A 22,173-nucleotide genomic window follows, 5' to 3' on the forward strand; every position below is an offset into this window, starting at 1 on the left:
CCGAAAATCAAGCTTTTTTCAAAAAAATCTTTTGCCATTATCGTCGAATTTGTCACAAACTTTTCACATATTTTTTGTGCAACAATTATAGAAAACGATTACCTTCCCGCCTGCGAGGCAAGAAAAAAAGAGGGCAGAAGCGCCCTCTTTCAGGATATTTTTTTCTGCATTATACCGCAACATCCGAGAATTCCACGCCGACCTGCTTGCCTTCATACTCGCAGGTGTACTTGCAGCCGACGTTATGGATGATAACGTTGTCCGAGTCATCGATCTCGAACACGCCCTCGACCGTCTTTGTGATATACAGCTTCTTTTCCACTCCCGGATAGTTGCTGTCATAAACGGTCAGCACGTACTTGCGGTGGTCTGTGCTGTCCTGTATCAGACCCGTAGCGTTAACGGTATGTGAGCCGTCAATCATGGTAACGACAGGCTCGCCCACCGCCAGAAGATGTTTCAGGTTCTCGAAGCCCTGCTCCCCGTTCCTGAGGTCGAAGGTCGCGCCCTCGTCCGCCCACTGCACGGCGTTGAGCCTGTAGAGCGCCTTGTAGAACTCGGTCTCCCACTCGGAGCACGAGGCTCTTATCTTTTCCTCGGAGCCCGCGATGTCCAGCGAAAGCAGTTCAACGCGCTTCCAGTGCAGGTTATTGGAATTGAGCTTATACTCCCTGACCTTCCAGCCCTCTTTCGCCACCTTGGCGTCAAGTTCGGAAGAAACTCTGAGGGTATTGCCCAGCGAATTGTAGTCGAGATAGCGCTTGACATCTGCAAGCTCGCCATTCTGGAGCGTCGGCACGAGGTTCGAGAGCGGCTGATGGTCTTTGAAACGCTTTTCGACATCAGTACCCTTGAAGCTGTAGCCTGCCGCCGCGTACTTTTGGGCGCTCTCCTCGAAGGGTTCGATATCGCCGAGCTTCATCGGCAGTCTGCCGACGTACCAGTCTCTCGCCATTATCGCGATGCCGTAGTCAAGGCTCGGGGTCTCGGAAGCGCGGAAATTCTTCACCGCAAGACCGTTCTTCACGGGGTCGAAGCCCGTATTGTACAGCGAGTAGCCGTGAAGCGCCTCGTCGCTCTCCGAGTAATCAACGATATCGTAATTAAGTGTGGTCACTATCTGCAAATAAACGTTTTCCAGCGCGTCCGCGTCGGAAGCCGAGTAGTACTTTCCGCCCGTTTCCGCCGAAACGTTCTGGAGCCAGTTTCTGTCAGCCTCACGTCCGAGGCCTACGGTCATGATAATGATATTCTTCTCGTCCGCTATCTTCGCCAGCTGTGCGATGGTCTTTGCGTTAGACTCATCCGAAGCGCCGTCCGAAAGCAGAACGATTATGTTTCGTGTATTCGTGGACTTGGTATTGTCGAAGGATTCCATACACTGCTGCAAAGCCGACTCGATATGTGAGCCGTCGAACACCTCATCCTCGTTCCGTATGCGTTTGAGCGCGGAGTTGAGCTTGGTGGTGTCCGTAGTAAAGCTCTGCATCAGCTTATACGAGCCCGTGAATTTCGCGATGGAGTATTTGTAATCCCCCTCGCCCTCTATCTTGCTGATAAGCCCCCTTGTGAAATCAAGGCGCTTGAAGTTGACGTCGTTCTCGGGGGATACCGAGCATTTCTCGACGGGGTACATCGAGCCCGAGTTATCCAGCAGGAACGCTATCCTCGTGAGGGGCGTCTTGTTTGCCGAGCCCACCACGCCGACCACATACGTGCCGTATTCCGTGATCTCCGCGTTGACTGTAGCCTTTTCGCTGTCGCAGGTGCTGTCTATCTTGGCATACTGCTGATTCGCGGGGTTGAACCTGAGCACCGAGAGGTCGCTCATGTCTATGCCCTGCTTCCTCAGCCTGTTCTTGTCGATCTGGAACGAAAGCGACGCGGTCTCAAACTTATAGTCGGACATTATATCGTAAGCCTTGCTGACGATGCCCGAGTTCGAGCTGATGCCGAAAAGGTTCAGCTCCGTCATCGAAATATTCGCAATATTTGCCGTACCCGTGACGTGCATCGACAGCTGCCCTTCCTTCAGCGTGTGATCCATCATACGCACGATATCACGGGTGGTGCCGTCGGTACGTTCTTTTTTGGGGTCGAGCCCCACGATGAGCTCGTAACCGTCAAGCAGAGTATCGCCGTCGGTATCGGGGTTCAGCGGGTCGGTGCCGAACTTGTTCTCTATCCCGTCCGACACGCCGTCCGAATCGCTGTCCTCATCGAGCGGATTGGTGCCGAGCTCCTTTTCCTCACCGTTTGTGAGCCCGTCGCCGTCGTTATCGTCATCATCGGCAAGCTCGGGTTCGCGGTAGGTGGTGTTTATCTCAAACTGAGAAATAAGGTTCTGTGCGAGAAGGATGGAATCGTTCTTTTTAAGCCTGCTGATAGTCACCGCGCTGACAGCGCCTGCGCCGACTATCGCGATACCGGCGACGACCGCCAGTATTTTCCTGCCCCGATCACGTTTCAACTGTTTCCCTGCCAGAGCCTGTGCCGCAGAGCGTTCGTTTTTCATCAGTGGCGTTCCTCCTTGACATCAGGCGGTTTTTTCCATAAAAAAAGCCGCACCAATAAGAATGTATTAACCTTTTATCAATTATATCATATATTGCGAAATATTTCAAGGCTTTTTTCACATATTTTTATTACAAACATATAAACTGGATAAGATATCGGATAAAATAATAAAAAATTCGTATATCCGTATTGCATTGAAAGAAAAAAAATGTTATAATAAAGGTTATAATAAAAATCGCGGTCGGAAGCGCGTTCTTTCCGCCGCACCCACCCCCTCAGCAAGGAGAAAAAAATGTCACAACCGATAAAAAAGCCTGTGACCGTCAGGCATATAAGAAGCAGGATGACGATGTTCTATACCGTGCTTATACTCACGATAGTCATCATCGGGAGCCTGCTGCTGTATTTCCATATCAGACACACCGTAGAGAAAAAACTGCGTTCAGAAGTCACCTCGCTCGCTTTGCAGATGGCTACCACCGTCAACAACTTCACCGCGTCCGCCGAGCTGGACTGCACCGAAGCCTTCAGGAGCGGCTGCGCCACCGACTTCGACCCCATCAGCGGTCAGATAGAAGAGTATGAGGCTCAGGCAGCCAAGACAGAGATGAAAAACCGCCTGCTGGGACTTTCGGCAGGCAAGAACTACAACGACTTTTTCTTCATCTACTCCGACTCGGAGACGGTGGGAAAGGTCAGCTCGGGCACGTCCGAACTTATCTCAAGGCTCGGGTATGAGCTTTTCAGCGACCGCCTCGGAAGTCAGGGCGACTGCTGGCTCTACTCCCCTGCCGTAAGCTCGGGAAAGGTGTTCTACCTCAGACGCGCCACCGACCATTCGCTCTTCGTGCTGTCCTTCTACGCCGAGAAGATGGAGACCCTCTTCCCCGACGCCGAGCTTATCAGCAACACCTACGCAGTGGCGACCGAGAAGAACGTCATCATCCTTTCCAACGAGGCGGGACTCGCAAGAGGAACAAAGATCCCCTCGGATATCTCCGAACTGTTTGACGACCAGAACGGCGAGTCGGTGCTCAAAAACAGCACCCTCGGCGCAAGCGTCGCCGTTGACGCAGGCTGGCACGTTATCGTTACCCTGCCGTCGCCCATCCCCGACCTGCCCACAAGGGCTGTACTGCTGGCTCTGGTAATGTACGTGGCGGCAGCGGCATCGCTCAGCTGGCTCGTCGGACTTGTGGCAGCCGCACCTTTCAGACGCGATGAGATAAAGGCTGAGGGCAACGAGTTCATCGACCCCATCACAGGCAAGCTGAACGAATACGGACTCGATGAGAACATAAGCGAGAAGATCGAGACTTCGCTGGTGGGCAGCACCTACGCGTTCATCGTACTCGGAGTCAAGGACCCCGAACAGGTGCGCTCGGCAGTTTCCTCAAAGTACTGGAACGATATCCGCTCAAAACTGATAGCCATGTCCGAGGAGTTCTTTGCAGAAAAGGAAAAAGAGATCCTTATCGGAAGGACGCAGGGCGACAGGATCGTTGTCTTTGCCGACTTCTCGGAATTCGATATTTTCAAGGCACACCGCACCCTCGAAATGACCTGTGCGGACTTCTGCTCATCTTTCAGCGGCTTCTCCGCAGGTGAGGACGGGGCGCTCAAACTCCACGTCAACGTCGGAGTCAGCGTATACCCCGACAGTGCCGACGATTTCGATTCGCTGCTCGAAAAGGCTTCAAAGGCATTTCTTGCAGCCAACAGACTGGACGGCGACAGCTTCGTGCTGTACGACCCCGCAAAGCACGAAAGTGAGGCGCTGTAAGACATTGAAGCTATCATTACGAAAAAAGATGCTCTGCCTGCTGTGCTCGCTGACACTGACGCTGACAGGCTGCATCATGGACGACGACGAGATACATGAACCAATAGTACAGCCCCAGAAGATAACCTTCTCATGGTGGGGCAGCGAGATGCGCAGCGACTACACCATCCAGGGGCTCGAAGTGTTCGAGAAGAAGAACGACGAGATCTCGGTAGTCCCCTACTCCAACGAGTTCACGGGGTACAAGGAGAACCTTGACGCTCTCATGATGTCGGGCAACGAGTACGACGTCATGCAGATAAACTCAGCGTGGCTGGATGAATACTCCCCCAACGGCGAGGGTTTCTACGACCTGTTCGAGCTGAGCGACATCATCCACCTGAGCAATTTCTCGGATGACGAGCTGAAATACGGCATCCGCAACGGAAAGCTCAACGCCATCCCCATTTCGCTGAACGCACAGACCTTCTACTACAACGAGAAACTGCTGAAAGACAACGGACTCTCCGTGCCGCAGACCTGGGACGATCTGTTTGCCTGCGCGGAAGTGCTCAAAAACAAAGACGTGCTGATGCTGGACGCGGCTCCGAAATCGCACTGGATAGCGCTGGTGGCTCACGAAGAACAGGTGTCGGGCAAAAAAGCCTTCGGCGGATTCAGCGAGGAAAACGCGAAGAATATGTTCGAGTTCGAGGCGGAGCTTGTTGACAAGGGCGTGTTCTCCCGCAGCGAGTATGTCAAGGAGAACTTTCTGAATAACAAGTCGGCAGGCGTCATCATGTGGGTCTCCGACGCACAGTACTACGTGTCCCCCATCAACGACCACGGAGGAAAAGCCGTCATCGGAGACTATGTCTGCGAGCCTAACTCGAAAAGGTTCGGCTGGTACGTTAAGCCCACCAGCCTTTACGCCATAAGCCGCACCAGCAAAAACCCTAAACAGGCGGCAAAGCTCGTTGACTTCCTGCTGAATAACGAGACTATGGCAATGTTACAGGGCACGGAAAAGGGCGTTCCGCTGTCACGCTCGGCTATCGAGACGCTTGACGCCTGCTCGAAGCTGTCGGGCGTTTCCTACGAAGCCAGCATGAAGATATCCGCGACACAGGAATTCGAGCTGATGGATCCCGAGCTTGAAGATACCGCACGCATCGAGGAGTTCTTCAGGCTGTTCGACCTGTACCACTACGGACATATAACAGCCGAGGAAGCCGCGGCGCAGTTCACGGCGGCATATCCGTTCAGCTGAGATATTACAGATATATAAAGGAACAACAGAATGAACAATATCAGACCTGCACGGGAAAGCGACGCTTCGAGAATCGCCGAGATGCTCGTCACCAATTACCGTGTGAATTTCTACAAGTTTTTCAAAAACGATGAATACTACTTCGGCGAGCTGAACGTCATCGACAAGGCTGCCGAATTCACAAACGACCCGTCGGCTGTCCGCGAGACCTTCGTCTACGACGACGGAGCGGTCAAGGGCTTCATCCGCATCAGCGGCACCGAGATAGTCAAGCTGTACGTGGAACCGACTTTTCAGAGCTGCGGCATCGGCGGCGCTCTGGTCGAATACGCCATCGGACAGTTCGGGGCAGACCACCTGTGGGCACTCGAATACAACGAACGCGGACAGGCGTTCTACCGCAGGCACGGCTTTGAGCTTACGGGCGAAAAAATGACTGAGGATGAGTGGGTACCTCTCCTCATGATGAGAAGAAAGTGAGGGTGAGCTTATGGGCTTCAATTTCAGGAAAAGCATCAATCTCGGCAACGGAATGAGACTTAACCTCGGCAAAAAGAGCGCTTCGGTGTCGGTGGGCAAAAAGGGAGTGCGCCATTCGATAAGCACGACGGGCAGACAGACCACGACGGTCGGCATCCCCGGTACGGGAGTTTCCTATACCCACACCACAGGCACGAAAAAGGCTGCTGCCGAAAAGAAGAAAAAAGAAGCCGCAAAGCAGAGCGCGAAACTCACCCGCGAACAGGAAAAGCTCGCAAAGGAAAGACAGCAGCTTGAGGCGGAACGCGCCGAGCTTGAACGTATGAAGCTCGAAAACGAACGTGCGAAGATAGCCGAGGAAAAGGCGGCTCTCGAACGTGAGCGCAGGGGCGAGACCGCAGAAACGCAGGAGAAGAGGCGCTTCTCGTTCAGAAAGCGCGAAGAAACTGCCGAGGCGACACCTCAGCCGCAGCCTGCACCGCAGACCCCTCAGCCCTCGAACCCGTATTCGAGCGGCAGAGCGAAAAAGAGCTATTGAACGGAGTGTTGGAGATATGAACATAGATAAGGCAAAGGTAAATGCCGCTGTCAAAAAAGTCAAGGAGATACGCGCCGAGAGCGAGCGCAAGAAGCGTGAGCCGAAAAAGGCGGATTTCCCCTATCAGGTTGGCAGCGAACGCGAGATGACCCTCATCGGGCTCGGACTTGCGATGGCTCTCGCTGTCCTCATGCCGAACAAGAAGAAAAAGCCGTTTGCCAAGCGCGTGAAGAAATGGTACGGCAGACTCGGCGGCATCCTCGGCGCGACTGTGGGTCAGCAGCTGAACATCGACAAGGAACAGGTCTACAAGGACGCTAAGCTCAACGCCCTTGAGATAGAGAACGCCGTGAAATTCGAGCTGTGAGGTAACTCTCATGAAAAAATATTTTCTCGAATACATAGCCTTCCTCGATGCGGCGCTGGCAGACCCCGACACCGACTACGCAAGGCTGATGCGCATACACAAGGAAAAAACACGCTATTTTCAGCATGAGCGCTTTGTGCATCTGTTCGTGATGATACTGTTCGCACTGTGTACGGTCGCCTGCTTTTTAGTCATCGCGGTGACCGAGCTCATCATGCTGATACCGCTTACTGTACTTTTTCTTGTACTGCTGATACCATACATAGCACACTACTATTTCCTCGAAAATAATGTGCAGAAGCTGTACAAATACTACGATACCATCGCGGAAAAACTCCCGAAGGAGGACTTATGACCGAAGTCAGCGACAAGCAATTTGAAAAAGAGGTCTGGAAAGGCAGCGTCATCACCTCGCCCATACCGCCGACCCTCGTCAGCTGCGGCACCGTGGACGCGCCGAACGTGCTGACCGTTGCATGGACAGGCATACTCTGCACGCGCCCGCCGATAGTCTACATCTCGGTGAGACCCGAGCGGTATTCCTACGACCTGATAAAACAGACGGGAGAGTTCGTGATAAACCTGCCCACCGAGCGCCTTGTGAGAGCAGTGGATATGTGCGGCGTGAAAAGCGGCAGGAACTGCGATAAATTCGCGCTGACGGGACTGACACCTCAGCCCTCTTCGCAGGTGAGCGCTCCGCTGGTGGCGGAATGCCCCGTCAACATCGAATGCAGGGTGCGCGATACCGTGCAGCTGGGCTCCCACGATATGTTCATCGCGGATGTGACGGCGGTCAATGCCGCAAAAGAGCTCATCGACGAAAAGGGCAGGCTCGCACTCGAACGTGCGGGGCTCATCGCATATGCACACGGGCAGTATTTCGCGCTAGGGAAGGTGCTGGGCAGCTTCGGCTGGTCGGTGAAGAAAAAGCTGCGGAGAAACAGAAAATAACGGATAATTATTGTCAAAGGCGAGTGCGGAAAATGTGAGCCTTTTTTCATAATATGATGAAAAAAGCCAAAAACCCTTGCAAAAAAAGTGCAGATGGGTTATAATGTAATAGCGTATAAAATCATATCATCTTGACAGAATAAAAAAAGAGGAAGCTATGATACTGAAAAAAACAGCCGCTATACTGTCGGCGGCAGTGCTGCTCACTGCCTGCTCGAAAGGTTCGGGCGGCGGAAATGAGAGCCGCGGCCTTTCGCCCGACTCCAGTAAGTCGAGCAAGGACAGCAGCGTGAGGATGAACGAAAAACACGCCGAGTTTCCCGAATCGCTGAAAGGACTGACAAAGGCTGACGTGCTCAGAAACGTCGTGTTCACGACCTTCGACGCGGCGTCGCTCATCGTTGAGCCCGAAAAACAGCCGTTCAACGGGTATAAATGCACGGCCTGCTTCAACGGGAGCTACTACATCTTCAAGGACGACAAGGGCTTCGGTCTGCTGGATCAGAGGGGCAGTGAGCTCATCAATTCCGACAGAGTGAAGAAGATAACCGCTGTTTCGCCCGACATGATAAGCGTGAAATACAGCGATAATACAACAAAATATTTCAGGACCGTCAACGGCGGCATCAAAGAGGAAAAGGTATCCTTCGACAAGAACAGGATAGCCTTTGAACCGCTGACGGGCGGCGAAGAGGATATGTACGACACTCAGCACTACGTCGTGACTCTCGACGGCAACATCCTCTACGAAAGCAAGTGGATAGGCTACGAGGAGACTGACCTGAAGTCGCTGGACACGTCTGAGGATTACGAGACGGTATACAAGGCGTGGAACGGCAGAGGGCTGTATTACCTCGCCTTCGACAGGTTCTGCAATCTGACCGTCTGTGAGGCCGAGTACGCAAAGGTCGAGCTGAGGATCGGCGAGGACTACTGCGAATGCTACATTACCGACCCCGACGAATACGACGACCTCGAAACGCTGATAAGCTCCTTCGGTTCGGAGGAACGCACCGACGCCCCAGGCAAGGCTTCGGGCTCGGATTACATCAGGATAGAGGGCGGACTTGCTGAGGGCAGCCGATGGGTGCGCACTATTTCCCCCGACGGCTACTGCTTCACAGAGCTTGCGCCCGACAAATCGGACGCGGCAAATGCGGCTTTCCCCGATATGTACTTCACCGTCATGAACCCTAGGACGTTCACAGACCTGGTCTCCTGGACGGCAGGGGCAGTCAAATAAGACAACATAACAGACAAAAGATAAAGGATTTCAGTTTTTGATTGGAGATAGATAGACCAATGAGCGAAGAAAACAAGTCGCAGAAGCTCTCGAAAGAAGAGCTGGCGAGGAAGATACAGGGTGCTGCCGCTCAGCGCAGCAACGCAGAGATGCGGTTCGCGGATGTCTCATCCGTTGCAGGCAGACTGCCGAAATACCCCGATTTCAGCGCCGCCCCGAAGTTCACCGATAACAACGACTTCGGATATGACGACACCTACTACGACGAGGTGTACAGAACTCCCCCTCCGCGCAGCTCCGCACAGCCGCACCGTCAGCAAAGCGGCGCAAACAGCGGCGGTCAGGGCGGTCAGAGACGCAGACCTCCTCAGCAGCAGAAACAGCCTCAGCACAGGAACGGCAGCAAGAACAGCCGCTCCGCTGCCGACCGCAGACGCGCTCAGCAGGAACTCGCAAAAAAGCGCAAGAAGCAGAACGCAAGACGTCTCGCGGCGGCAGGCATAACCGCAGCTATAATGCTGGTGGGCGCAGGCGCAGGCGGTCTTTTCTGGTTCACGCAGGGCAAGGCCAAGTATGAGGGCAGGTTCCTTGAGAACACCTCGATCAACGGCGCCAACGTCAGCGGCATGACCCCCGAGGAAGCCGCAGAAGAGGTTCGTCAGACAGGCGATTCACCCGACGTTATCACTCTCACCCGTCCCGACGGGACAGACGTCCGCATAGCCCTCAAGGACATAGGCGGCACCGACAATATCGACAAGAGCGTCGAGAACCTCTATAACGATCAGGATCACAACGGCTGGTTCAAGGCCAAGACCCAGAAATCGGTGTACAACTTCAACATCGAGTTCACTTTTGATGAGAAGAAATTCTATCAGGAAGTGGAGAACAAGATCGTCAACGTCAAATCGAAGAATACTTCCAAAAACGCCTATATCGAAAAGACTACCAGCGGTTTCCAGATCGTGCCCGAGGTAGTCGGCACCAGCATCGACGCAGACAAGGTGCAGGCACTCTACGACTATATACAGGGCTTCCTCGACAGAGGCAAGTACTCCATCGACCTGTCAAACTGCAACTGCTACGAGCTTCCGAAGGTCAGAGAGGCCGACCTCAGAGAACAGCTTTCGACTCTCGACGCCCTCTATGACGTGCAGTTCACTTTCGATTTCGGCTACACCACCGAACGTCTCGACGGTTCGGAGTGCATCAACTGGATCACCTTCCAGACCGAAAATCCCCTCGACGGCTGGACTGTTGACGAGGAAAAGGTCATGCAGTACGTCGAACAGCTCGGCACTAAATACGACAGCTACGGCAAAGAACGCGCCTTCCATTCCACAACCCGCGGCGATATTACCGTCGAACAGGGCGAGGGCGACTACGGCTGGTGGATAGACCGCGACAAGACCGCCACACTGCTCGCAGAGCTCGTAAAGGACGGCATCTCGGCTACCGTTAAGCCGTACTACTACAAGAATCCGAGCACGGGTTACGAATATACCTGCAATTGCGACAGAACTCCTACATCGGATATCGGTGACACCTACTGCGAGATAGACCTCGAAAAACAGCACTTCTGGTACTATAAGAACGGTAAGAAAAAGTATGAGTGCGACATCGTTTCGGGTCTGCCTACCGCCGCAAGAAATACCCCAGGCGGCGTGTATAAGATTTGGTACAAGGAAAAGGATAAGGTGCTCAGAGGCTCGACTACCGACGGCGAGTCATGGACAACTCCCGTTACCTACTGGAACAATATCTCGACCTTCGGTATCGGTCTGCACGACGCTACCTGGCACAGCTACTTCGGCGGCTCCGCTTACACCGTAAACGGCTCGCACGGATGCATCAATATGCCTTTTGATGCCGCGAAGTACGTTTTCGAGAACATCGAGATCGGCACTCCCGTTGTAATGTATTGGTAAAGACAGGTCATAAATATTTCGGGACGCTGAAAATAATACAGCGTCCCTTTTTTTTTAGTCCGAGTGAGATTTACGCAGAAAGTCAAGAACGATCGGCGCGGATATGTTATACTTATATCAGAAAGTACTTTCAGAATTATTTAGGAGCGGATAAAATGAAGGATCTTTACATTTTTGTCAGCGCACTTGAATACATCGAGGCACATCTCGGTGACAAAATAACGCAGGAGGACATAGCCGCGCACAGCTGCTGCTCGCTCTCCGCACTGCAAAAAACGTGGAAATACTGCACTCACACGGGCGTGATGACCTACATCAAGAGACGCAGACTGACCCTTGCGGCAAGAGAGCTTATGGCAGGGGCAGGCGTTCTCGATACGGCTGTCAAGTACGGCTACGGCTCGAACGAAGCGTTCACAAGGGCGTTTCGCTCACTGTGGGGCGTGAATCCTTCAGAGTTTGTAAAAACGCGCAGCTTTACAGACATATATCCGAAAATGAACAAGCATTACATGGACGGAGGTATTGATATGAGGATAAAATTTGACCTTACAGAGCTTTACGACAGGCTCACCGACAAGAAAGACACATACATAGTTTGTTTCGACATAAAGAATCTTGACTACATCAACAAGCAGCTCAGCCGCGAACTCGGTGACGAGGTGATAAAGGCTTGCGTCAGACGCATCGACAAGGCTCTCGGCAAGGATATGTTCGTATTCAGAGTCGGCGGAGATGAATTCGCGGCAGTCACGGGCTACACCGATATCGCTGATGCCGAGCGTTTCCGCGCCGAGGTGACGGCAGGCAACGATGAGGAAGTGAGCATCGGCGGCAAGACCGCAAAGGCGTATCTTCACAGCGGCATAATGCTCTACAACGGGAGCGGCGACCTCTATGACGAGTTTGAAAAAAGCATAGTCAGATAAAACAACAGCGGCAGGGACAACTTCCCTGCCGCTCATGCTTTTTATTCGTACATACCGAGCGACATGAGGATGCCGCCTGTTACCTGCTGCATCAGGGACACGAGGAGTTCGTGGCCGATGCTGACGAGGTCGCTGCGCTGTGCAACGGCAGCTTCTTCAAGTTCTTTCGCCTTGTCGTGGAGTCTGACCGCGCCGACAGTCAGTGCCGCGCTTTTGAGCGAATGGACGTAATTGCGGTACTTTTCCATGTCGCGGTTTTCCATGCTTATCGTCAGCCTTACCTCACGGTCGGAGATGTTGGACACGAACTCATGCAGCATCTCCTTGTAGAATTCCACGTCGTTCATGCAGTATTTCATGCCCACCGCCGTGTCGATGCCGCCTGCTTCAAGCATCGAGAGGAATCCGAATACGGTATCATCCTCGGGGTTGTCCGCTTCGGACGCAGCCTCACACATACGGTAATCCTTGTCCTCCTCGATCATTTCGAGCATTATCTCGGCGAATGCGGGGTCAAACTGAGTGCCCCTGCACTTCATGAACTCGCCCCTGATGTATTCCTGCGCGAACATCTCGTGATAGCTTCTGCGCGAGGACATAGCGTCATAAGCGTCAGCCACCGCGATTATCCTTGCTTCAACGGGTATCTCCATACCCTTCAGACCGTCGGGATAGCCCTTGCCGTCGTAACGCTCGTGATGCCACCTTGCGCCGATGGCGAGCTTCGGCATCTCGCTTATGTTCTTCAGAATGTTGTAGCCCACCACGGGATGAGACTTTATCAGCTCGAACTCCTCTTCCGTGAGCTTCGAGGGCTTGTTGATAACGGTATCGGGAACGCCTATCTTGCCCACGTCGTGCAGCAGACCCATCATATAGATATCCTCGCACGCCTTCGCGGACATCCCCGACCTCTTGGCTATCTCCTTCGCGTACTTCGCGACTCTTGCCGAGTGACCCTTGGTGTAGGTATCCTTCGCGTCGATCGTTCCTGCGAGGGTCTGCACTATCTGCAAGGACAGCCGCTCGTTCTTTTCAAGCTGACGCAGGACCTCATCGTTTTTCTCCCTGACCTCTTCTTTCAGACCGTTTTGCAGTCTGAAAAGCTCGATGGTATTGCGCACCCTCAGCAGCAGCACCGTCGCCACGAAGGGCTTTGCCACGAAGTCCATAGCGCCTGCCGCAAGAGCCTTCGTCTCGGTCTCGGCGTCGTCATCCGCCGTCAGGAAGATAACGGGCACGCTTCGGGAGTACTTGCCGCTCTTGAGCTGTCTCATCGTCTCGAAACCATCCATGCCCGTCATGTGAACGTCGAGCAGTATCAGGTCGGGAGTATTTGATTTCATATATTCCACCAGCTCTTCGCCCGAGCTGATGCAGACGACCTCGTACCCGTTAAAGCTCAGAATGCGGTCTGCCGCCTTTCTGTTGAGTATGTCGTCATCCGTGACTACTATGCGATACATATATTTCCTCCGCTCTGAAAATTAACCAAACTGCTCTATGATCTTGCGTATGTTCTCAGCAGTTTCTCTGAACGCCGCGATGAGCTCCGCGTGTTCCTGTCTGATGCGTTCCGTGTCTCCTGCCTTTGCCGCCGTTTCGAGGACTCTCGCCTTCTCCGACAGCACCAGTGCCCCGACGGTCTTTGCGGCGCTCTTCATCGAGTGAACCGACACGCCGTAGCCGTGGATATCATTCTCCGCAAAGCACTTTTCAAGCGTTTCGGCGCGCTCCTCGTTTGCGAACTCGCCGAGCATCTCCATGTAGAAATCGCGTTCCCACATACAGTACCCGAGACCCGTGATGACATTCAGTTCGGGGCATACCGCGCTAATCTGCCTGAGTTCTTCATCGGTAAAAGCGCTGATATTCTTCTCTTCCATATCCGTCACCTGCTCAGTTCTGTTCTCATTCTCTGTCGGGTGCTCATGATAGCTCACGAGTTCCGCGGGCAGATACCTTGCAAGCATTTTCTCCAGCTGTTTCGGCTCGATGGGCTTTGAAAGGTAGTCATCGAAGCCTGCGTCGATGTAGCTCTCACGGGCACCGACTATCGCGTTTGCGGTCAGTGAGATCATCTTCGTGTCGCCCACAAGGTCTCTTGCGCGAAGTATCTTCAGCGTGTCGATGCCGTCGAGCACGGGCATCATGTGGTCGAGGAACACGATGTCGAACTTCTCTCTGCCGAGCAGTTCAATCGTCTCCTCGCCCGACACCGCGAGTTTCGGCGTGATGCCGTGCAGCTTCATAAGCGCCGCCGCGACCTTGCGGTTCATCTCATTATCATCGGTCACGAGCACTCTCGCATCGGGAGCGTAGAGATAGCCCGTTTCCTCCTCTTCTGTCTCAAAGCTCGCGGCACGCTTATGGTAATCGCCCATAGGCTCGCCCCTGACTATCTTCTGCGGCAGCAGGAACGAGAACGCCGAGCCCTTGCCGTAGGTACTCTCGATATTCAGTTCGCTGTCCATCATCCTTAGCAGCTTCGTGACTATCGACATACCGAGACCCGTTCCCTCAACATTCCTGTTGCGCCTGATGTCGAGCCTTCTGAAGGAGACTTCGAGCTTGTCGATATCCTCTTCTTTGATGCCGATGCCCGTGTCCGCGATCTCCACGAACAGCTTCACGCTGTCGTCGGTGCGTTCCTCAGCCCTGACGGTGAGGGTCACGGAACCCGAATCGGTGTACTTGACCGCATTGGTCAGCAGGTTCGAGATGACCTGCTTGATACGCACGTCGTCGCCCATCAGTGAAGTCGGCAGGCTGCTGTCTATCCTGAGTCTCAGCGCAAGCCCCTTCGCCGAAGCCCTCGGCGAGACAGCGGCCACAAGGTCGCTTATCATCAAGGCGGTGTCGTATTCGGCAGGGACTATCTCCATCTTGCCGTCCTCTATCTTCGAGAAGTCGAGGATGCTGTTTATCAGCGCCAGCAGAGTCCTGCCCGCGCTCTGAATATTCCGCGAATATTCGCGTATCTCGCTGTCGGTGCATTCGCGGAGAATCATCTCGTTCATGCCGAGTACAGCGTTTATCGGTGTGCGTATCTCATGGGACATCTGCGCTAAGAAGCTGCTCTTCGCCTTGTCGGCAGCGATAGCGGCGTCCGCAGACTCTTTCAGTTTGAGGTTCGCATTTTCCTGAAGCTCGATGAGGTTGGTCATCAGCTTATATATCATTATGATGCAGAATGCGAAAGCGGATGCGCAGACGAGCACGTATAATATCGTGCTGCCGTATATCATCCACAGGCTGCTGACAACGTACACCGAGAACCTTGAGCTGTCGCTCGTGGTGGCGATGAGCGCTTTCAGACTGCCGTCGTAGTCCTTGATTATCCTGACGGTGTGACCGTCGGGCTGCACCTTGTTGTAGTTCAGTTCGTTGACGTTGGTCTTGATATTCTCGGTCATCTGGTATCTGCCGAAGGGATGGTTGATGATGTCGCCGCTTGCGTCGGCAAGGAAGGCGTAACCCGTATCGGTGTTCGACTTGCCGAGGATATCCACCAGCTTGTCCATATAGAAATCTATGCCGAAATTCCCGAGAAACTCGCCCGTTCTGGCGTCGTAGACCTTCTCGCAGAAAGTCACGCAGTAAAGACCCGTCTGCTCGTCATAGTATGGCGAGGAAATGCTCCAGTCCTTGTCCGAAGCCATGAGCTCCTTGTACCAGTCGCGGTCTTCAACGTGCCAGTCTTCATCGGGCTCCCAGCCGTTGTTCATGTAGACGGTATGTTCAAGGTCGGGATTGGTCATGTAGCTCACCGAAATTTCGGGGAACTGCTTTGTTATCTCATCGAGATACACGACCGTGCCCTCGTAATCGTCCAGCATTTCGGGGTGAGTCGAGAAAATCGAGCAGAACATATCGAGTATGCTCTTCTGGGTGTTTATCCACTCGCCCAGCTGATACTCACAGCTCGCCACCTCGTTTTGCAGCCGCGATTCTCCCCAGCTGTAGACGGCGTTGACGTTCGTATAAAGGCTGACCGCCATGACCGCCACGAGTATGATAACGATGATAGTCCTGAAATGTCTGTTGACTTTCAGACCCGAGCTGTTGCTCAGAGGTGTGTCGAGCTTTTCCGTCCTGACGATCGACTGATATGACAGCATCTCGCCTATCATGTGTGAGAGTTTTCCCGCCTGTTCCTTTATCCCCGTGAGCCTGTCGGCGAATTCATCGGGGTCGGAAATGTTCGGGTCGGATGAGCTTTTCAGTATCGAGCGTATGGGAACTTGCAGCTCTGCCGTGACGTTCGATATGAACTCTTCCTTGTATTTCAGCGCTTCCGCCGCCTTTTTCGCGGTGCGGTCGGAGCGTATGAAAAGCACGATTATCACAACGTAAACTGTGAGCGACAGCACCGTTATCGCGAGAAGCTGAACGTACAGATTTTTGTACAGCGACATATTGCTCTCGTTCACGATAAGGTACCAGCCGAAGTCGGACGACGCCGCAAAAAGGTTCTCACCGCGGCGCTTGATATGCACGCTGCCGTCTGAACTCTTCGCAAGAGAGAAAATGCCTGCGTAATCGGGCATCTCGTAAACGAGACTTTTGCCGATGAGGGATTCATCGGTGCAGCCTGCGATTATGCCTTCCTGAGTCACGATAACGGCGTTTCGCTCGTCGTCGTGGTACATCTGTGAGATGTGCTGCTGAATCGCGTCCATCTTGAAGTCGATGGCGACGACAGTTCTTCGGTCGGGCAGCATGACCGCCACCGAATAACAGAAACCGCCCGTCAGCGCGTCAACATACGGGTCGGTGACGTAGGGGGTACCGCCGTTTCTGACTGCGCCCACATACCACGCACGCTTCGTGACATCAAAACCGCCCTCGGGCTCGTTAAAATCGGGGATTATGTACCAGTCGGGAGCGCCGATGTAGGTGTTGAAACATATCTCGTTGGTCTCTTCGAGAAGTTCGGTCTTTCTGCGCCTGATGAATTTTTCAAGCTCGTTCTTGTCGTTGAGGTACATCTGGACCTCAATCGAAAGCTCAAGGGCTGTGCTCCTCGCGTCGGAAATGCTGTCTTCAAGCTCGCCGCTGATGGCTTCGAGCCTGTTTGCGCCTGACTCAACCGTCTGCTGAGTGGTCACACGGTATACGAGCATTATCTCGGCTGTCGCTGATACGAACAGAATTATCCCGACGATAAGCACGATAAGAAAATCACGTCCCTTTTTAACCAAGAGGAAACCACCTCCGCAAACGAGATATCTACAGGTACAACATATCTTATAATATTATATCACATTAGGACAAAATAATCAAGAGTTTATTAAAAAAATGTAACTCATTTTCTACGGAAGTGAGTTCTGAACTAATTGGCGGAGACCCCGCCTTTGCTGCGGCGTTCTCAAAGCATAAAAAAGCGACGGGAGCAAGCCCACGTCCTACAAATGTTCATCTCTTGAAATGGAGAGAGTCTATCTTCCCCTCCGCAACAAACTGCCAACAATATCAAAAGTCTTTGGAAGGGGGTTCTTCCCCCAGAAAAAAGCGCACAAAAAAGAGGGTATGCAGCATATAATGGAAAAGAGCAACACGGCTCAGGCAGAAAGAACGGAGCGGCTTATGAAGCAACTGATTGGGATGACCTCGATAACGTATGCTGTGAAGGCGCAGAAGCTGCTCGGGAAAAAAGGCATCCGAGTGCGGATAGTCCCGACGCCGAAGAATGTCGGCAGCGGGTGCGGCTACTCGCTGGAGACGGACGGGAACGCCGACCGTATCACGCGGATACTCGCCGAGAACGGCATCAAATTCAAATCGGTCTACACCTGAAAAGCGGACCCGTCCGAAGGGAGACTTTCGGGCGGGTCTTATTCATTCGATCCTCAGCGAAGTGCCGTTTCGAGCATTTCGATGGTGATGCAGCTGTCAAGGCCGATCTTGTACCAGTCGCAGCTGCTTATATCGTCACGCAGTACATACAGCCGCCTGTTTTCCCTGTCGAAGTACACCTTGTCGGTGGTCAGATACGGCTCGGGAAGCTCCCTGAAGATCATGTCCTCGGGTCTGTAAAGATCGTGTATCTCAAGCCTGTCCATGTCCTCAAGCTCGGGGCTTTCAGGCGAAAGAAACACGCCGCTGTCCTTCGTCAGGTCTAAAACGCTGCCAAAGCACAGCCCGAACATATCGTTGACGGCATTTTTGCCGATATCATAAGTCACACCGCCCGAGGTGAACTGTGCGCTGTCAAAATAGCGATCATATTTTATCTTATTGCCATTGTAGGACAGGTGCTTTGAATGGTGCATCTCATAGGCGATATTCAGCTGGTCATCGACCATGACCCGATAGATATCCGCGCCGTAATAATAGTCGCCGCCACCGAGCAGATCGACGAGGATATACGTCTCCCCTGCCGAGACCGCCCTGAAATCCCAGCCAAAGCGTAGCTCGTTGTAGTGAGATGCAGCGTGTCTCCTGCTTTCCTCGATCACGCCCGAAACGGTGAGCCTGTATTCGCCGCGGTCGCCTGCGGAACTTGTTCCGTTGTTAATGATGCGAAGCTCGCCGCTGTCGGTGATCTCTGTTTTCAGGCTTTCGAGCTTTTGCTTATCTGCCCGATCCTGCTTTTCGGAAATAGCGAACATGACAGCAAGTATCAGTACAACTCCGATAACTAACGCAAGCACCACAAGTCCTATCCACCGAAATATCGCTTTAAGTGCATTTTTCATTCTACCGCTCCCTTTTGTTCTTTTGTCTGATACTATTATATCACCCTCGACCTGACAATGTCAACAAAAAAGCGTCCCTGCCCAAAAGCAGAGACGCTCATATTGTTTAACTTGCGATTTAAGCTATTTGATTAGCCCAGCTCAGCGAAGTACTTGATGGTTCTAACCATCTGGCTGGTGTAGCTGTTCTCGTTGTCGTACCAGGAAACAACCTGAACCTCGAACAGATCGTCAGCGATCTTGGAAACCATGGTCTGGGTTGCATCGAAGAGAGAACCGTATCTCATGCCGATAACGTCAGAAGAAACGATAGGATCGGTGTTGTAACCGAAGCTCTCGGAAGCAGCAGCCTTCATAGCAGCGTTGATGCCCTCAGCGGTAACGTCAGTACCCTTTACAACAGCGGTAAGGATAGTGGTGGAACCGGTCGGAACAGGAACTCTCTGAGCGGAGCCGATGAGCTTGCCGTTCAGTTCGGGGATAACGAGGCCGATAGCCTTAGCAGCACCGGTGCTGTTAGGAACGATGTTAGCAGCGCCAGCTCTTGCTCTTCTGAGGTCGCCCTTTCTGTGAGGACCATCGAGGATCATCTGGTCGCCGGTGTAAGCGTGGATGGTGCTCATGATACCGCTCTGGATAGGAGCATAGTCGTTAAGAGCCTTAGCCATAGGAGCGAGGCAGTTGGTGGTGCAGGAAGCAGCCGAGATGATCTTGTCATCAGCGGTCAGGGTGTTCTCGTTTACAGAGAATACGATGGTCTTGAGGTCCTTGCCTGCGGGAGCAGAGATAACGACCTTCTTAGCGCCTGCGTCGATGTGAGCCTGGCTCTTCTCCTTAGAGCAATAGAAACCGGTGCACTCGAGAACAACGTCAACGCCGATCTCACCCCAAGGAAGCTCAGCAGCGTTAGCCTTAGCATAGATCTGAAGGGTCTTGCCGTCTACAGTGATGGTGTTAGCCTCGTCGTCAGCCTCTACGGTGTGAAGATTCTCACCGATCTTGCCGCAGTAGCCGCCCTGAGCGGTATCGTACTTGAGAAGATCTGCGAGCATGGAGGGCTTGGTAAGATCGTTGATAGCTACGACCTCGTAACCCTCAGCACCAAACATCTGTCTGAATGCGAGACGACCGATGCGGCCAAAACCATTGATAGCAACTTTAACTGACATATTAAGTCAACCTCCTAAAAGTATTTAAGGAATCCGGATGCGTCGGCACAACATCTGCCGCGCTCCACATTACCATTATACTACAACTCGATTTTTTTTTCAAGCCCTTATTCCGTGAAATTTGTGATAAAATTGTCAATTTACATTTTATTTACACTGCGTTCATTCTGTGTAAACATCAGCCGTTGACCTGTCTGAGATATTCGAGGACGCTTTCGGGCGAAAGTGCGATGGATGCGCCCTCCGCAAGCAGCTCCGACTGTCCCCAGAAATGCTTGTCCGTCAGGTCGGAAGGCGGTATCACGAACACTTCCTTCCCCATCTCAGCCGCCAGCGAAGCCGTGTTCAGCGCACCGCTTGGGATGCCTGCCTCAGCCACCAGTACGCAGTCTGACACGCCCGCGATAAGGCGGTTGCGCACCTTGAAGTTCTCCTTCGCGGGCAGCGCCGTAGGCAGATATTCCGAGACGACCACGCCTTTTTCGGCGATGCGTTTTCTCAGCGCGAGCGAACCTTTCGGGTAGTCGCAAAGCAGTCCGCAGCCGAGGAATGCCGCCGTGTACCCTCCCGACGCCAGTGCCGAATCGTGCGCCGCCGTGTCGATACCGACTGCCGAACCGCTGACGGTGCAGACGTTCTGAGCGGCGAACGCCCGCGCAAAGATAGCCGCCATCGCCGCGCCGTACCTTGTGCAGTCCCTCGAACCGACTATCGCCGCCGAAACGAACCTGTTCAGAACCCCGATGTCCCCTTTCGCAAAAAGCACCGCAGGCGGCGCATCAAGGAACCGCAGATCATACGGATAATCCTCGGAGTCGATGGTCGTCACAGTTATCCCGTGCCTTTCGCAGATGTCAAAGATACTGTCAAGTTGTTCGTTTGACACAGATTTATACTTACGAACATAACTATCATACTGTAAAGTCTCATCACTTAACAGTCTTCTGATACACTCATCGGGCTCATCGGGACGGATGTATTCCCAGAGTTTGCCGTTTCCTGCGCCGAAAGCTATCGCCGCCCGAAGCCAGTCACGGGTCTCCATTTTCGTCCCCGAGTATCGAACAGATAACGGTGGAAAGTTCATTCACGGGCAGACCGACGATGCTGTTGTAATCGCCGTCAACATTTGAAGCCAGCAGACCGCCCAGCTCCTGAATGCCGTATGCGCCCGCCTTGTCCATCGGCTCGCCTGTTGAGATGTAGTAGCGCAGCTCCTCGTCGGTGTGAGCGCTGAAGGTCACCCACGCGTCGTCATACGAAGTGTGGTACCTGCCCTTGTACCAGACGCAGAGACCGCTCACCACCTGATGAGTCTCGGCGCACAGCGAGGACAGCATCCTGAAAGCGTCCTCCTCGTCCTTCGGCTTACCGAGGATCTCGTCGCGGAGTATCACGACCGTGTCACATCCGATGACGATGGTGTTATCGTCGGGCTGACAGCGGCTCACGACGTCGCGGCACTTCTGCTCCGCAAGGCAGATCGGCACCTCGACCGCAGGCACCCCCTCGGGCACTATCTCCTCGCATTGTGAAGGCTGCACCTCGAAATCGTCCGTGAGCAGGTGCAGAAGTTCCCTGCGTCTCGGGCTCTGCGAACCCAGCACCACGCGTTTTCCCTTCAAAAGTTCTCTTACCAAAACCGACATAGCCATCCTCCTGATATGTAAACCGTCCGAACTTGACAGAGCCGTCAGCCCGTCAAGTTCAAAAAAGGACTGCCTGAGCAGTCCCTTATTTTCAATCCGATAATCTCGTTCCGCACTCCGAGCAGAAAACCGCTTCGGGTGCTTCTTTGCTGCCGCAGCTCGGGCAGACCTTCTCGGTCGGCTCGGGAGCGGGCTGAGCCTGTTCTTCCTGCTGCGCAGTCTCCTCAACGGGCTTGACCTCTTCGGCTGCCGCTGTCTCTTCGGCGCTCTTCACAACATTCACGCGAACGACTTTCGGCTCGGTCGGCTTCGGTATCTCGTTGCGAGTGCCGCACTCGGGGCAGAACAGCGAATCCGCGGATATCTCAGCGTTGCAGTTCACGCAGAACCTGTTCCCTCGTATAGCCACAAGCTCCTTTTCAAGATCGGCGTTTCTTTCAAAAAGCGCGTCGATCTTAGCCGAGATCTCGTCAGCCTCATCTATCCCGAAGCTGCCGTTTTTTGCTTCCTTGAGAAGCATTCCGAGCTTCATGTAAAGCTTGTCGGCTTCACGCTTGTTCTGCGTGATCTCGTTGTTTATCTTTGCAGTTTCTCCCGTCTTTCTGACCGAATTCGATATCGAATTCGCTCCCGACGTGATCTTATCCATTATCGACATGATTCATC

19 protein-coding genes are annotated in these 22,173 nt (G+C 53.3%); 11 read left to right on the plus strand and 8 right to left on the minus strand.

Features of this window, described 5'->3' with window-relative positions:
* Positions 1-169: 169 nt before the first annotated feature.
* Positions 170-2,515 carry a vWA domain-containing protein gene (locus BT142_RS07050; RefSeq protein ID WP_072417507.1) on the minus strand — a complete coding sequence of 782 codons (2,346 nt, stop codon included), beginning with the start codon at positions 2,513-2,515 and terminating at the stop codon, positions 170-172.
* Positions 2,516-2,809: 294 nt separating this feature from the next.
* Here BT142_RS07050 and BT142_RS07055 point away from each other — a divergent pair, with 294 nt between their 5' ends.
* From BT142_RS07055 to BT142_RS07100, 10 genes are all read left to right on the plus strand, one after another.
* Positions 2,810-4,300: a nucleotidyl cyclase domain-containing protein gene (locus BT142_RS07055; RefSeq protein ID WP_072417508.1), complete on the plus strand. Its 1,491-nt coding sequence runs from the start codon at positions 2,810-2,812 to the stop codon at positions 4,298-4,300.
* Between the two features lie 4 nt (positions 4,301-4,304).
* Positions 4,305-5,549, plus strand: a complete 1,245-nt coding sequence (locus tag BT142_RS07060) for an ABC transporter substrate-binding protein (protein ID WP_139182196.1) — start codon at positions 4,305-4,307, stop codon at positions 5,547-5,549.
* 30 nt (positions 5,550-5,579) lie between these two features.
* Positions 5,580-6,029 carry a GNAT family N-acetyltransferase gene (locus BT142_RS07065; protein WP_072417510.1) on the plus strand — a complete coding sequence of 150 codons (450 nt, stop codon included), beginning with the start codon at positions 5,580-5,582 and terminating at the stop codon, positions 6,027-6,029.
* Between the two features lie 10 nt (positions 6,030-6,039).
* A complete protein-coding gene (locus BT142_RS07070) occupies positions 6,040-6,567 on the plus strand; it encodes a DUF4236 domain-containing protein (protein WP_072417511.1) in 528 nt (175 codons plus the stop codon).
* Between the two features lie 16 nt (positions 6,568-6,583).
* Positions 6,584-6,934 carry a hypothetical protein gene (locus BT142_RS07075; protein ID WP_072417512.1) on the plus strand — a complete coding sequence of 117 codons (351 nt, stop codon included), beginning with the start codon at positions 6,584-6,586 and terminating at the stop codon, positions 6,932-6,934.
* Positions 6,935-6,944: 10 nt separating this feature from the next.
* Positions 6,945-7,289, plus strand: a complete 345-nt coding sequence (locus BT142_RS07080; protein ID WP_072417513.1) for a hypothetical protein — start codon at positions 6,945-6,947, stop codon at positions 7,287-7,289.
* Entirely contained in the window at positions 7,286-7,888 is a 603-nt protein-coding gene (locus BT142_RS07085; protein ID WP_072417514.1) for a flavin reductase family protein, read from the plus strand. The genes BT142_RS07080 and BT142_RS07085 overlap by 4 nt, the downstream gene beginning before the upstream one ends.
* Before the next feature lie 157 nt (positions 7,889-8,045).
* Positions 8,046-9,131, plus strand: coding sequence for a hypothetical protein (locus BT142_RS07090; RefSeq protein ID WP_072417515.1), 1,086 nt, complete (start codon positions 8,046-8,048; stop codon positions 9,129-9,131).
* Positions 9,132-9,190: 59 nt separating this feature from the next.
* Positions 9,191-11,059, plus strand: coding sequence for a L,D-transpeptidase family protein (locus BT142_RS07095; RefSeq protein ID WP_072417516.1), 1,869 nt, complete (start codon positions 9,191-9,193; stop codon positions 11,057-11,059).
* 155 nt (positions 11,060-11,214) lie between these two features.
* A complete protein-coding gene (locus tag BT142_RS07100) occupies positions 11,215-11,988 on the plus strand; it encodes a helix-turn-helix domain-containing protein (RefSeq protein WP_072417517.1) in 774 nt (257 codons plus the stop codon).
* 41 nt (positions 11,989-12,029) lie between these two features.
* Here the strand turns inward: BT142_RS07100 and BT142_RS07105 are convergent, their stop codons facing one another.
* Both BT142_RS07105 and BT142_RS07110 read right to left on the minus strand, forming a co-directional pair.
* The gene (locus tag BT142_RS07105; protein ID WP_072417518.1) at positions 12,030-13,454 is read right to left on the minus strand and encodes an HD domain-containing phosphohydrolase; all 1,425 of its coding nucleotides are present in this window, start codon (positions 13,452-13,454) and stop codon (positions 12,030-12,032) included.
* 21 nt (positions 13,455-13,475) lie between these two features.
* Positions 13,476-17,192 carry a hybrid sensor histidine kinase/response regulator gene (locus BT142_RS07110; protein ID WP_072417519.1) on the minus strand — a complete coding sequence of 1,239 codons (3,717 nt, stop codon included), beginning with the start codon at positions 17,190-17,192 and terminating at the stop codon, positions 13,476-13,478.
* A 385-nt stretch (positions 17,193-17,577) separates the two neighbouring features.
* On the opposite strand from BT142_RS07110, the gene BT142_RS19020 reads away from it, so the two are divergent.
* Positions 17,578-17,787 carry a putative Se/S carrier protein gene (locus tag BT142_RS19020; protein ID WP_175444909.1) on the plus strand — a complete coding sequence of 70 codons (210 nt, stop codon included), beginning with the start codon at positions 17,578-17,580 and terminating at the stop codon, positions 17,785-17,787.
* Between the two features lie 53 nt (positions 17,788-17,840).
* Here BT142_RS19020 and BT142_RS07120 read toward each other — a convergent pair whose 3' ends face one another.
* The 5 genes from BT142_RS07120 to BT142_RS07140 form a co-directional block, all read right to left on the minus strand.
* Complete coding sequence (locus tag BT142_RS07120) at positions 17,841-18,689, minus strand: hypothetical protein (protein ID WP_072417521.1); 849 nt, start codon at positions 18,687-18,689, stop codon at positions 17,841-17,843.
* Between the two features lie 131 nt (positions 18,690-18,820).
* Positions 18,821-19,858 carry a type I glyceraldehyde-3-phosphate dehydrogenase gene (gap, locus tag BT142_RS07125; RefSeq protein ID WP_072417522.1) on the minus strand — a complete coding sequence of 346 codons (1,038 nt, stop codon included), beginning with the start codon at positions 19,856-19,858 and terminating at the stop codon, positions 18,821-18,823.
* 178 nt (positions 19,859-20,036) lie between these two features.
* A complete protein-coding gene (gene dprA / locus BT142_RS07130; RefSeq protein WP_072417523.1) occupies positions 20,037-20,903 on the minus strand; it encodes a DNA-processing protein DprA in 867 nt (288 codons plus the stop codon).
* Positions 20,890-21,507 (minus strand): Maf family protein, encoded by a 618-nt coding sequence (locus BT142_RS07135; protein WP_072417524.1) that lies wholly within the window; start codon positions 21,505-21,507, stop codon positions 20,890-20,892. Before BT142_RS07135 ends, dprA begins: the two co-directional genes overlap by 14 nt.
* Before the next feature lie 91 nt (positions 21,508-21,598).
* On the minus strand, positions 21,599-22,165 hold the full coding sequence (locus BT142_RS07140) for a zinc ribbon domain-containing protein (protein ID WP_072417525.1): 567 nt from the start codon (positions 22,163-22,165) through the stop codon (positions 21,599-21,601).
* Positions 22,166-22,173 lie beyond the last annotated feature (8 nt).

Source organism: Ruminococcus sp. YE71, assembly GCF_900119155.1.
Classification (GTDB): Bacteria; Bacillota; Clostridia; order Oscillospirales; family Ruminococcaceae; genus YE71.

Coding starts and splice junctions, on each gene's coding strand:
- BT142_RS07050 (WP_072417507.1), bottom strand. CDS start 2,515: ATGAAAAACGAACGCTCTGCGGCACAGGCTCTGGCAGGGAAACAGTTG.
- BT142_RS07055 (WP_072417508.1), top strand. CDS start 2,810: ATGTCACAACCGATAAAAAAGCCTGTGACCGTCAGGCATATAAGAAGC.
- BT142_RS07065 (WP_072417510.1), top strand. CDS start 5,580: ATGAACAATATCAGACCTGCACGGGAAAGCGACGCTTCGAGAATCGCC.
- BT142_RS07070 (WP_072417511.1), top strand. CDS start 6,040: ATGGGCTTCAATTTCAGGAAAAGCATCAATCTCGGCAACGGAATGAGA.
- BT142_RS07075 (WP_072417512.1), top strand. CDS start 6,584: ATGAACATAGATAAGGCAAAGGTAAATGCCGCTGTCAAAAAAGTCAAG.
- BT142_RS07080 (WP_072417513.1), top strand. CDS start 6,945: ATGAAAAAATATTTTCTCGAATACATAGCCTTCCTCGATGCGGCGCTG.
- BT142_RS07085 (WP_072417514.1), top strand. CDS start 7,286: ATGACCGAAGTCAGCGACAAGCAATTTGAAAAAGAGGTCTGGAAAGGC.
- BT142_RS07090 (WP_072417515.1), top strand. CDS start 8,046: ATGATACTGAAAAAAACAGCCGCTATACTGTCGGCGGCAGTGCTGCTC.
- BT142_RS07095 (WP_072417516.1), top strand. CDS start 9,191: ATGAGCGAAGAAAACAAGTCGCAGAAGCTCTCGAAAGAAGAGCTGGCG.
- BT142_RS07100 (WP_072417517.1), top strand. CDS start 11,215: ATGAAGGATCTTTACATTTTTGTCAGCGCACTTGAATACATCGAGGCA.
- BT142_RS07105 (WP_072417518.1), bottom strand. CDS start 13,454: ATGTATCGCATAGTAGTCACGGATGACGACATACTCAACAGAAAGGCG.
- BT142_RS19020 (WP_175444909.1), top strand. CDS start 17,578: ATGAAGCAACTGATTGGGATGACCTCGATAACGTATGCTGTGAAGGCG.
- BT142_RS07120 (WP_072417521.1), bottom strand. CDS start 18,689: ATGAAAAATGCACTTAAAGCGATATTTCGGTGGATAGGACTTGTGGTG.
- gap (WP_072417522.1), bottom strand. CDS start 19,858: ATGTCAGTTAAAGTTGCTATCAATGGTTTTGGCCGCATCGGTCGTCTC.
- dprA (WP_072417523.1), bottom strand. CDS start 20,903: ATGGAGACCCGTGACTGGCTTCGGGCGGCGATAGCTTTCGGCGCAGGA.
- BT142_RS07135 (WP_072417524.1), bottom strand. CDS start 21,507: ATGTCGGTTTTGGTAAGAGAACTTTTGAAGGGAAAACGCGTGGTGCTG.
- BT142_RS07140 (WP_072417525.1), bottom strand. CDS start 22,165: ATGTCGATAATGGATAAGATCACGTCGGGAGCGAATTCGATATCGAAT.